Source organism: Cellulomonas sp. P4_A2 (assembly GCF_056402515.1).
Map to the genome: position 1 here is coordinate 1 of NZ_JBFUHG010000239.1, position 363 is coordinate 363.

The 363-nt window shown below is 70.0% G+C and carries 1 protein-coding gene; it reads right to left on the minus strand.

Annotated features, from left to right (window positions below):
• Positions 1-363, minus strand: a 363-nt coding sequence (locus tag AC1DUE_RS20890; protein WP_477041305.1) for an aldo/keto reductase, incomplete at both ends; no start/stop codon positions are given.

Below are 363 nucleotides of genomic sequence, written 5' to 3' on the forward strand. Positions count from 1 at the left end.
GTCCTCGGGGGCGAAGACGGTGTCCTTGGTGTACTTCCCCGAGAGCAGTCCGGAGGCGAGCGGGACCCGCGCGATGATGCCCACACCCGCCGCACGGGCAGCGGGGAGGACTTCGTCGAGCGGCTTGAGACGGAACGGGTTGAGGATGATCTGGACGCTCGCGACGCCGGTGCGGGCGATGGCGGTGAGCGCCTCGGCGCACGTTTCGACACTTACCGCGTAGGCGGCGATCCGCTGCTCGGCGACGAGGGTGTCGAGCGCGTCGTAGACCTCGTCCGAGGAGTAGACGGCGGTGGGCGGGCAGTGCAGCTGCACGAGGTCGAGCGTGTCGACGCCGAGGTTGGCCCGCGAGCGGTCGTTCCA